Origin of the sequence: Massilia paldalensis, assembly GCF_044901715.1 — a bacterium.
Lineage (GTDB): Bacteria > Pseudomonadota > Gammaproteobacteria > Burkholderiales > Burkholderiaceae_D > Telluria > Telluria paldalensis.
Genome location: NZ_JBJCIU010000019.1, coordinates 1 through 10,414, shown reverse-complemented (window position 1 = coordinate 10,414; position 10,414 = coordinate 1). Strand labels below are relative to the sequence as shown.

Annotated in this window: 8 protein-coding genes and 2 pseudogenes; 5 read left to right on the top strand and 5 right to left on the bottom strand. The window is 62.2% G+C overall.

The features are described from left to right. Both ACI1V7_RS27995 and ACI1V7_RS27990 read left to right on the top strand, forming a co-directional pair. The coding region (locus ACI1V7_RS27995) for an IS5 family transposase (protein ID WP_404535932.1) at positions 1 to 846 on the top strand (846 nt) is incomplete at its 5' end. 39 nt (positions 847 to 885) lie between these two features. Then, positions 886 to 1,218: an H-NS histone family protein gene (locus ACI1V7_RS27990; protein WP_404535929.1), complete on the top strand. Its 333-nt coding sequence runs from the start codon at positions 886 to 888 to the stop codon at positions 1,216 to 1,218. Positions 1,219 to 1,364: 146 nt separating this feature from the next. Here the strand turns inward: ACI1V7_RS27990 and ACI1V7_RS27985 are convergent, their stop codons facing one another. From ACI1V7_RS27985 to ACI1V7_RS27975, 3 genes are read right to left on the bottom strand one after another with little or no spacing between them, the layout of a single operon-like run. After that, entirely contained in the window at positions 1,365 to 2,741 is a 1,377-nt protein-coding gene (locus ACI1V7_RS27985) for a Dyp-type peroxidase (protein WP_404535926.1), read from the bottom strand. Between the two features lies 1 nt (position 2,742). Beyond that, a complete protein-coding gene (locus ACI1V7_RS27980; protein ID WP_290425785.1) occupies positions 2,743 to 3,441 on the bottom strand; it encodes a hypothetical protein in 699 nt (232 codons plus the stop codon). 12 nt (positions 3,442 to 3,453) lie between these two features. Continuing rightward, positions 3,454 to 4,512 (bottom strand): catalase family protein, encoded by a 1,059-nt coding sequence (locus ACI1V7_RS27975; protein WP_404535924.1) that lies wholly within the window; start codon positions 4,510 to 4,512, stop codon positions 3,454 to 3,456. A 183-nt stretch (positions 4,513 to 4,695) separates the two neighbouring features. On the opposite strand from ACI1V7_RS27975, the gene ACI1V7_RS27970 reads away from it, so the two are divergent. Beyond that, complete coding sequence (locus ACI1V7_RS27970; RefSeq protein WP_404535922.1) at positions 4,696 to 5,412, top strand: IS6 family transposase; 717 nt, start codon at positions 4,696 to 4,698, stop codon at positions 5,410 to 5,412. Positions 5,413 to 5,469: 57 nt separating this feature from the next. Here ACI1V7_RS27970 and ACI1V7_RS27965 read toward each other — a convergent pair. Beyond that, positions 5,470 to 5,889: pseudogene (locus ACI1V7_RS27965) on the bottom strand (IS5 family transposase); the annotation flags it as partial. Positions 5,890 to 6,015: 126 nt separating this feature from the next. After that, positions 6,016 to 6,945, bottom strand: coding sequence for an IS5 family transposase (locus tag ACI1V7_RS27960; protein WP_404535919.1), 930 nt, complete (start codon positions 6,943 to 6,945; stop codon positions 6,016 to 6,018). 329 nt (positions 6,946 to 7,274) lie between these two features. Here ACI1V7_RS27960 and ACI1V7_RS27955 point away from each other — a divergent pair, with 329 nt between their 5' ends. Next, complete coding sequence (locus tag ACI1V7_RS27955) at positions 7,275 to 10,004, top strand: ATP-binding protein (RefSeq protein WP_404535917.1); 2,730 nt, start codon at positions 7,275 to 7,277, stop codon at positions 10,002 to 10,004. A 336-nt stretch (positions 10,005 to 10,340) separates the two neighbouring features. Beyond that, a pseudogene (locus ACI1V7_RS28395) lies at positions 10,341 to 10,414 on the top strand (IS6 family transposase); the annotation flags it as partial.

The following is a 10,414-nucleotide window of genomic DNA, read 5'->3' as shown; positions in this document are numbered from 1 at the left end:
TGGCTTGATCCGAAGATGAACTGGCATGGCCAGCCCAGTGGCAAGCGTGGCCGCAATCAGATGTTCAGCGACGAGGCGATCCAGTTCTGCCTGAGTATCAAATGCCTGTTCAATTTGCCGCTGCGTCAGGCCATGGGGATGACGCAAAGCCTGCTGCACCTGGCTGGACTTGACTGGCAGATACCGGACTACAGCACGGTAAGCCGTCGGCAGAAGACGCTGCAAGTGGCCATTGGCGCCGTCCCGACCACGACCGGCTTGCATCTGCTGGTCGATAGCACCGGCATCAAGATGCTGGGCGAAGGCGAGTGGAAGACGAAAAAGCATGGCGCGGAGTATCGTCGCCAATGGCGCAAGGTGCATCTTGGAATCGACGCGTCCACGCTCGAGATCCGGGCGATGGAGGTGACCGACAACAGCATCGGCGACGCACCTGTTCTGCCAGCGCTGCTCGATCAGATTCCCGTCGAGGAGAAGATTGCCAGCTTCAGCGGCGACGGTGCTTACGACACGAAGGACTGCCATGAGGCGATTGCTTTGCGCGCCGCGCATGCCATCATCCCAACGCGCAAGAACGCCAAACCGTGGAAGACAACTCGCCGCGGTGCGGATGCACGCAACGATATTCTGCATACGACGCGCAGATTGGGCCGGGCGATTTGGAAAAAGTGGAGCGGTTATCATCGGCGCAGTCTTGTCGAAACAAAAATGCGCTGCTTCAAGCTGCTGGGAGAACGCGTCATGGCACGCGACTTCGACCGTCAAGTCGCCGAACTACAGGTGCGAGCGGCTGTGCTGAACCGCTTCACTCGGCTGGGTACGCCGATTACGATCCCAGTGTTATAAAACGAGCCACAAATAGCGTCAGCTCGGCCTTCGCCCGATTTGCTCAACAAAGCCCTTTCCGGATACAACCTCAGCGAGCTAAAAGGCCTTCAACATGACGTTGAGAAAGCGATCAAGGGCCGTCAACAGCAAGATTTGCAAACCGCACGCGATCAAATTTTAGCTATCGCGAGAGACGCTGGGATATCAGTGGACGAGCTTCTTGCTTCTTCAGGCAAAAAAGCCGACAAGGGAAGTGGCCAAAAAGTGAAACCACAGTATGAAAACCCCGCAGACAGCTCTCAAACCTGGTCAGGCCGCGGCCGTCAGCCGAAGTGGGTTGCCGAAGCATTAGCAGGTGGAAAGAAGCTTGATCAGTTCCGGATGAAGTAGGACTTAGCTGGTATAAGACTGGCTTGCGCCCACGGTCAGTCGTACGTAGATAGTCCAAAGTCTGCTCTGGCCAGAAGCGGTCATCGACCGCTTGCATAAATAACCGAATGGCTGCAAATCTGCCGCGCGAACTCGGCTGCAGACCGCTAGCGTGTCCAGCCGGCCTCGCCGATCCAGCGTAGCGCGCCCAGCGAGGGCATGAACAGGTACTCGCCGCCCTTCAGCCGGTTGAAAGTGGTCACGCCGTCCAGCCGGCGCCGTACCGGCGACTGCGGCAGCGTGAAGCTGCCAGGCGTCTCGTGCAGGCCGACGATGGCGTCGCGCTCGGTGCCCAGGTCGATGAAATTGCCGCGGTTGATCCATTCCTGTTGAAGGAACTCGATGGTGTCGTAGGCGCGCGCACTAATGAAGATGAAGAAGATGCCGCGCTCGCCCCGCGCATCGTCGGCCGCCGTCACCTCGCGGCTCCATTTAGGGCCGAAGGTCGAGGAGCGCCGGATGATGCGGTGGATATTCACGTCGGTCAGGATCGTCAGCCTGCTGTCGCGCGGATTCAGGCGCCGCATGTGGGACGCGTGGGGGCAGACGAAGCCGCGCGGGTCCTTCGAAAAGTCGAAATCGTTGTTGCGGGCCGGGTCGGCTCCCAGTTCCGGATCGTCGCGCTCGGGCGCTAGAATCAGGGGCGCGCCGCTGCGCCAGCGGCCGACCAGCTTGGCCGCCAGCAGCTCTTCCTCGGATTCGCTGGCGGCATGGCTGCGCACGAAATCGTTGAACGCGCCGACCTGGCTGGCATACTTGCGCAGCACCACGAAAGAACCGTTGCGTCCTAGTTCGGGCGGCTCAGGCATCGCCACCGGCGCTCCGGTCTCGCTGTTTTCGCCGAGGATGAATTCGCCGGCCGCGATCGCGCGCTCCTGGCCCGGCAGCGCATCGACGCCGCTGCCGGCAACTGCGGGCTGCGAAATCGAATCGCGGAAGCCGAAGGGATTTTTGGCGTCGGCATCGGCGCCGAATGCGTGGGTGCCGACCAGGGTCACGCCATGCGAGCGCGCCAGTTCGCCCATGGCCTTGGCGCGCGCCACTTCGAGCGCAGCCTCATCGCGCGCATAGATCGTCAGCGCGAGGTGGCAGACGCCGGGGTGGAACGCTTCATCCCAGTGCTCAGGGGCATTGACGTCGAAGTCGCGCAGCTGCTCGGCACGGCCCGCCATGCCTTGCTGGAAGGGTAGCGGAAAAGTTTTGAGCGAGGCTTCCGGCAGGCCCAGGGCCTTCAGCCCCTGGAAGCTGAGCGCGGCGCCGGTCCAGGCGTCGCGATCGTCGGTCCAGTCGGCTGCGGAAGGGATGTGAGCGGCCAGGCGGCGCACCAGGTCGCGTCCTCCTTCCGCATCGTCGAAATGTAGCATCGCGTGGATGCCGACATAGGGTTCGGGACGCGAACGCAGGATCAGGGCCTGGATGTCGTCCAAGGCCAGCGTAACCCGTTCGCGCCGGAAGCGCGCCTTCAGATCGTTGAGCAGGCCCATGTCAGTAATCCACCCCTTCCGGCTGCGAGATCGTGGCCGTGAGCGTGTCCAGCGCCTTGCGCGTCGCCTCGTCCGTAGGCGGATGCGCGGCCATGGCGTCGAAGAAGGCGTCCAGCGCCTTTTCCATGCGCTGGTAGCGCCGGGTGTCGACCACGGTCACCTGCGGATTGGCGACAAACCAGCCGGCGGCGTCGATTTGGTGCGATGCGATAAAGTCTTTCACCTGCGGGCTGGCGATGCCGGGCCAGCCCTCCACGTTCGCGAACAGCAGGTCCATCAGTTCCGGAATTTTGGTCGCGAAGTCGTTGATGTAGCTGTCCCAGTCGCCGTCATAGGTGGTGGCAAACAGGATGCGGGTGTCGTTGTCGAAGAAGACGAAGCGCATGTCGTGCAAGGTGGAGACGCGCTGGGCGCCATCCATATTGCCGTTGGTGAGATCGAAGATGCGGCGCAGGCGGTCGGCGCCGCCCGGCTTGAGCGGCGCGATGGCGGTCAGCTCGGAAACGTTGCCGGACTGCTTGCCCGCGCGCCCGGCCGATCTGGCGCTGCCCTTCAGGTCGGGATTGTGCTTGCGCACCATTGCTTCCAGCGCGATCTTGGCGAGTTGCGGCGCGTCGTGCGCCACCGCGTCGATGCGGCGCCTGACTTCCTGCAGCCAGGTTTCGTCGTCCAGGCGCGGGTCGGTGGTCTTGTCGGTCATGGTTCTGGCTCCTTAGTCCGGGATGTCGGAAGGTTGCGATGGCTCCACGCGCGGCCGCGCGTTCATCGTGTGCCGATATGCGCTCGAACGCTCGTAGGCCGCGCGCCGGATGCGCATGATGCCGCCCAGCGGTCGGTGCGCCTCGATGCCGTTCCAGGGATTGAAAGACAGGACGTCGTCGCCGTACACCTGGCGTCCCGGCGTCGCGGTGGGCTGCGGAGGGAAGCGCAGCGTGGCGATGGGGCGGTGCGGGGAACGCTCCTCGCTCCACCGCACGGCGGCGTCCTCGACCGGCATCGCCGTCAGGTCGACGCACAGCTGCGCCGACAGTTCGTACTCGGCGTCATGTTCGGCGAAGAAGGCGCTGACGGCGTCGCGCATGCAGGCGTTGTGCACCTCGCGCAGCGGCTGCCCGGCCAGGGAGCGCACCTCCGCGGACTTCGGCGCGAGCGCGAGTTTGGCAATGTAGTCGCCGAAGCGGATCGCCGCCTGCGTGTGGTAGGTCTCGCCGAGCGGATGGTGGTTGTCGCGCGCCAGGCCTTCGAGGGTCGCGCCCGGTTCCAGGCCCAGCGCCTGCACCAGCTCTTTCGCGCCGCGCGCGGTGCCGGCCACTAGGCGCTGGAAGGTGTCCGGCGCATGCGCGTTCGCTTCGAGCAGCGCCAGCATCTGCTTGTACTTCGGGATGGTGCCGAAGGCGAGCACCGGGAAGTTCACCATCAGGAAATCCTGGTTGGCGCCAGCAATGCCGGGCGACAGGCGTTCGCCCTCCACGCCCATCACCTTGAGCGCGAAGCCACGCGGGGCCGGAATCTTGTCGGAGTGGATGTCGCCGGGCGCCGAGGACAGGCGCGCGACGACGTGGTAGATGCGCGCCTCGGCGAAGATGCCCTGGCGCAGCTCGGGCGGCAGATTCGCATTCACCTCCAGTTCGCCCACCAGCAGACCATTCGACTTGGCATGGGCGTCGCGGATTGCGTGGCGGTGGCGCTCAAAGGCACAGCGGTTGGTAGCCGCCATCTGTTCGACGATCTCGTCGGTCAGGCGCGCTTCGTCTTCGGAAGCCGTTTCCACATCCGGGGTGTAGGGACAAGGACGCAAAGCTATACCTCCAAAAAAGTTGCATCAAAAGCATCATTGAGGTGTATGTTAGGAGATAATTTGTTGCACTGCAACCGAGAGCACGCTCTATCGTGCAGCTTGACGCGGCTCTGGTGCAAACCTGCGCTCGGCTAGAATGACGGCCTTTGCCCCAACATGCATAACCGTCCAAGCAAGACTGACCTGTTCAAGGGCCGGCACTTCGAGCAGGAGATCATCGTTCTTTGCGTGCGTTGGTACCTGCGCTACAAGCTTTTCTACCGCGACCTGGTCGAGATGATGGCCGAGCGAGGCCTCCCGATCGCTCACACGACAATTCTGCGCTGGGTACAACGTTACGCGCCTGAGTTCGATAAGCGTTGGAGTCGCTTCTCGGCGCAGGCAGGGACTTCTTGGAGAGTGGACGAGACGTACGTCAGAATCCGCGGCCAGTGGGCTTATCTTTACCGGGCTGTAGATGAGTTGGGCAAGACTGTCGACTTCAGGCTCAGCACACGGCGCAACGTCGCTTCCGCCAAGGCATTCTTTCGTAAGGCCGTGCGTTCGCAAGGTCGATCCCCCGAGACCATCACGCTGGACGGCTACGCAGCCTCCCACCGGGCCGTTCGAGAACTTCAACAGCAAGGAAGACTTGACGCGCTGGCAAAGCTTCGCTCGTCAAAATACCTGAACAATTTGATTGAGCAGGACCATCGCAACGTGAAGTCAAGGCTGGGCGCCATGCTCGGACTGAAGAGCTTCTCTTCCGCCGCCACGACAATTCGAGGCGTGGAGCTCATGCATCGCATTCGCAAAGGGCAGTTCGACCTGCGTGCTTTCCCAACTCAGGGGCAAACTACGCCCGAAATCTGGGCAGCGGTCCTGGCTGCGTGACCTACCTGGATATATGAGCAGGACGCTCGTCCCTTACGCAGAATTTGCACCACAGCCCTCTGCACCATGCTTCTTCGTCTTCCATTCGCCTTCGCCTAGCATCTTGATACCCGTGCTGTCCACCAGCAGATGCAAGCCTGTCGTGGTCGGCACGGCGCCAATGGCAACCTGCAGCGTCTTTTGCCGACGGCTCACCGTGCTGTAGTCCGGCGCCGACCAGTCGAGCCCAGCCAGGTGCAGCAGGCTTTGCGTCATCCCCATGGCCTGGCGTAGTGGTAAATTGAACAGGCACTTGATGCTCAGGCAGAACTGGATCGCCTCGTCGCTGAACGTCTGGCTACGGCCGCGCTTGCCCCTTGGCCTGCCGTGCCACTTCATCACTGGATCAAGCCAGATGAGCAGCGAGCCGCGGGCCTTGAGGGCTTCGTTGTATGTCTTCCAGTTGGTCGTGCGGTACTTCTGTGGAGCTGGTTTCATCCTGCTCAGGCTACCAGACCTACGCCTTATACCCTGGCCGAGCCTGATTTACGCAACAAAGCCCATCCGACCGGCTTTGTTGAGCAAATCGAGCGAAGGCCGAGCTGACGCTATTTGTAGTTCGTTTTATAACACCGGGACCGTGATCGGAGTGCCAAGCCGAGTGAAGCGGTTCAGCACCGCAGCCCGCACCTGTAGCTCCGCGACCTGACGGTCGAAGTCACGTGCCATGACACGTTCACCCAGCAGCTTGAAGCAGCGCATTTTGGTTTCGACAAGGCTACGCCGGTGGTAGCCGCTCCATCTCTTCCATATTGCCCGTCCCAGTCTTTTTGTCGCCCGCAAGATGTCGTTACGTGCATCGGCACCACAGCGGTTTGCCTTCCAGGGCTTGGCGTTCTTACGGGTTGGGATGATGGCATGCGCAGCGCGCAAGGCGATGGCTTCATGACAGTCCTTCGTATCATAAGCGCCATCGCCACTGACGCTGGCAATGCGCTCGTCAGCAGGAATCTGGCCCAGCAGCGCTGGCAAGACAGGTGCGTCACCGATACTGTTGTCGGTCACTTCCATGGCCCGGATCTCGAGCGTGGACGCGTCGATCCCGAGGTGCACCTTGCGCCATTGACGACGGTAATCCGCGCCGTGCTTCTTCGTCTTCCATTCGCCTTCGCCCAGCATCTTAATGCCCGTGCTGTCCACCAGCAGATGCAGGCCCGCCGTGCTCGAGACAGCGCCGATGGCCACCTGCAGCGTCTTTTGCCGCCGGCTGACCGTGCTGTAGTCCGGCACCGGCCAGTCGAGCCCAGCCAGGTGCAGCAGGCTTTGCGTCATCCCCACGGCCTGGCGTAGTGGTAAATTGAAGAGGCACTTGATGCTCAGGCAGAACTGGATCGCCTCGTCGCTGAACGTCTGGCTACGTCCGCGCTTGCCGCTCGGTTGCCCATGCCAGTTCATCGTCGGATCAAGCCAGATGAGCAGCGAACCGCGTGACTTCAACGCGTCGTTGTACGTCTTCCAATTGGTCGTGCGGTACTTCTGTGGAGCTGGTTTCATCCCGTTCAGGCTACCAGACCTACGCGTTCTACGCTGGCCGAGCCTGATTTACGCAACAAAGCCGGTGGCAGAGAGACTGCACGAAAACGGCTTCTAGAAAGATCGAAAACACGCGACCGCATGAAAGATACCGCCTTCTCGGCAAAACCTGTGTATGGGCCAACTGCATATTTCTTACCAGGCCAACGCTAACCCAAGTGGACACTACCCGGCCACATTTTTGTGCTGAAATTATTGCGTTTTCTCAAGTCCGGTGATTTTACTGTAGCATGAGAGCAGCTCGAGAATGAGTCGGCCTTAGCGCCGCCATCGACCAACGGAAAGCAGCCATGTCTTTCAGCGTTCAGCCGGAACTCATCGAACTCGCGAATCGTCCACCAAACAAGGTGCAAGGTCGTGCGGTCATATTCATGCTCGCCCTCGGCGTGTTCGGCTTCGTCGGCTTCTACCCGTTCGTCGAGGCGCCAGTTAGCCCGGCCGCAGGGATCATCGCCATCCAAAGTGCCGGGCTGGCGATCGTGCACTTCCTGATCGCCCTGCTGCTGTTAGGGCAACTGGAGCTACGCCGCTCCACTGCGGTCGCGCTCTTGGCAAGCGGGTTTCTTATGTCGTCCATTGCCGCGTGCGCCTATACGCTCCTCTTCCCGCAGATCATCAGCATCTATCCGCTGACGCATTACAGCCACGCCAACGACTGGCTCTACATATCGTGGCACGGCATGCTGTCGACATGCGTCCTCGCGTATGCGTTGACGAGCCAAACGCCATCGGCTCGCCTGCCATGGCAACAAGCGACGCTCCTGCTAGCGATCCTGTTGTCTATGCTGGTCGCCCTCAATGCTGGCCTGGATCGCTACGTGCCGGCGCTCGCCGCGGATGCGCGCACTGGCGCCGCCTACGCCACCGGGATCCGCGCCGCGATCACGATTACCGTCCTGGCACTCGGGGCCCTGCTTGTAAAGCGGCGGCGCACGCTGCTTGACCTGTGGCTGAGCGTCGGGATGCTGAGCTGGCTGTGCGACATCACGCTGGCGTCGTCCTTCGACAGCGAATCCTTCGATCTAGGCCTGTATGTAGGTCGGCTGTGCAGCTTGAGCGGATCGCTGCTCGTCCTGGGCGTGCTTGGCATCGAAAACCTGCGCGTGCATGCGCGCCTGCGTTCAGCCTTCGACGACATGATCGAAGCAAGGGCGCGGCAGAAGTCCAACGACTTATTGGCGGCCGTGCTGCGCCAGCTGCCCGAAGGCGTGTTCGTCTTCGATGCACACAACGACCGCCCGATCGTCAACGAACGCGGTATGGCGTTCGTCAAGCGGGGTATGTCCGGCAAAACGCTTAACCTGGCCGGTCCCGACGTCATGGCCCTGGTGACAGCACAGGCCGCCCGCGCCGCGAGGGACGGCGCCTTCGAGGACCAGATCATGGGCTGGGGCGAGGGCGACGAGCAGCGTCTTTTCTCTGTCAGCGCTGCGCCGATTCTTGGCGACGACAGCGGCGTCGCGAAAGTAGTCGTGATCAATGACGTTACCGAGCGCGTCCAGGCTGAGCAGGCCCAGCGCGAGCACCTCGAGCGTCTTCACGCCCTGCTCGAGAACACGCCGCTGGCCGCCATCGAATGGGGGCGTGATCGTATCGTGCGCCGGTGGAGCAAGCGCGCCGAGGAACTGTTCGGCTGGGCCGCGGACGACGTGGTCGGCAAGCCGATCGGTACGCTGGGGTTCATTCATCCGGACGATGCGCGCACGGTCGAGGAAATGGCAAATACCCTCGTTCACAGCAACGTCAATTACATCAAGGGCGAAAACCGCAACGTGACCCGCGACCGGCGCGTTTTGCACTGCGAATGGCATAACTCGGCCCTGCGCAACGCGCAGGGCGATGTCGACGCCGTGTTCTCGCTCGCGCTCGATATCACGGAACGCAACCAAGCGATGCGCGAGCTGCGCGAAGCCGACCAGCGCAAGGATGTCTTCATCGCGACACTGGCCCATGAACTGCGCAATCCGCTGGCACCGATCGCCAACGCCTCCTCTCTCCTGCTGAGCCAGCGGGCCGACCATGAGCGCGTGGAATGGATCGCCTCCATGATCAGCCGTCAGAGCGCCCGCATGGGCCGGCTGCTCGACGACCTGCTGGACGTCTCGCGCATTAGCCGCGGCAAGATCGAACTGCGCAGGGAGCCGGTCGAGATGTCGAGTCTGGTTCAGGAAGCCCTGCAAGTGAGCCGGCCGCTCGTCGAGGCTGGCCACCATCACGTCGATGTCGATCTTCCAGGCGAACCCGTGTGGATCGAAGCCGACCCAGTTCGGATTGCGCAGATCATGTCCAACCTGATGAACAATGCCGCGAAATACACCCCTCCTGGCGGGCGCATTGAGGTCCGGCTCGCGGTAACCGGCGACGGTATCGTCTTCTCGGTACGCGACAACGGCATCGGCATCGAGCCGGACATGCTTGCGCACGTCTTCGAATCCTTTGTCCAGGTGGGCAGCGCGCGCCACCTGGCGCAAGGTGGCCTGGGCATCGGCCTGTCCCTGGCGCATGGCCTGGCTGCGTTGCACGGCGGCAGTCTCGAGGTCGCAAGCGAGGGACTGGGCCAGGGCAGCACCTTCACGCTGCGCCTGCCATTGCCCGGCGAAGACATGTCACCGGCAGGGCAGGGCCATGCCAGTGACATGCCGCTGCCAGCCTTGCAGACCAGCATCCTCGTGGCCGACGACAATGTCGACGCTGTGGATTCCCTGGCGCTCCTGCTACGCGCACGTGGCGCGCGGGTGCTCGTCGCCTACGATGGCGAGCAGGCCTTACAGCGGTTCAGGGACGATCCCACCGATGTGGTGATCCTCGATCTCGGCATGCCCGGCATCGACGGGCTCACTGTGGCCAGCGAGCTTGCGCAAGCCGATCCGCGGCCCTTCCTGATCGCGCTTACGGGCCGCGGCCGCAAGGAAGACGAATCGGCGTCTTTGCGTGCCGGTTTCAACGAGCACCTGGTCAAGCCTGTGGACCTGGACCGGCTTGGCTTGATTCTGCAGCAGGCCGTCAACCGGACCAAATAGGCGGTACGAGCCGGTTAGAGCTGTAGCGCATCGCGCGCCAACGGCTACTGTGCCGACTCCTGTGTTCAGGCGCGTCCAATCTCAGCTGCTGCCAGTCTCCAGCCGAAAGACGTTATCAGCCGGCAACCGGATGACCATTGCCAATAGACAAGTCAGCGCGGTCGTGCCAGCGTGTAGCGGGGTTCGCGGAACGATCGGAAGGACAACGATGCCGCGCAGGATGGGACGCTGATCCAGGCTATGCACAATCGTCCGGCCCGGCCCAGGGAAAGCCCCTGGTCCAGACGGTTGTGGTGCAAACTTGTGGCTGGGCTAAAATGACGGTCTTTGCCCAGCATGCGTAATTGTCCAAGCAAGACTGACCTGTTCAAAGGCCGACACTTCGAGCAGGAGATCATCATTCTTTGCGT